Origin of the sequence: Novosphingobium sp. B-7 (assembly GCF_000410615.1) — a bacterium.
GTDB lineage: Bacteria > Pseudomonadota > Alphaproteobacteria > Sphingomonadales > Sphingomonadaceae > Novosphingobium > Novosphingobium capsulatum.
The window spans coordinates 1-278 of sequence record NZ_KE148322.1 but is presented as its reverse complement, the minus strand read 5'-3'; the positions used below and the strand labels follow the sequence as shown (position 1 = coordinate 278).

Sequence of the window (278 nt, the reverse complement as noted above, 5' to 3'; positions counted from 1 at the left end):
GGTTTCGATCGGATCGATGCCCAGGTCGAGCAGGCGGGTACGCAGCCGGCTCATGTTGCTTTCGACGATGTTGGTAGTGGGCGCAAAGGCATAGCCCCAGACATGTTCGAGCAGCATGTCGCGCGTCACCACCTTGTCGGCATGGCGCATCATGTGGGCCAGCAGCGAATAGAGCTTGCGGTTGAGCAGCGCCTGTTGCCCGGCAAAGGCCGCGCTATGGCGCGAGGGATCGAGCACCAGCCGCCCGACTGCGAGGCGCGCCGCCTCGGCCGGGCCGA

The 278-nt window shown here is 65.8% G+C and carries 1 protein-coding gene; it reads right to left on the bottom strand.

The window, feature by feature from the left end; genetic code table 11:
* Nucleotides 1-278, bottom strand: a 278-nt coding sequence (locus H926_RS31705; RefSeq protein WP_043608994.1) for a winged helix-turn-helix domain-containing protein, incomplete at both ends; no start/stop codon positions are given.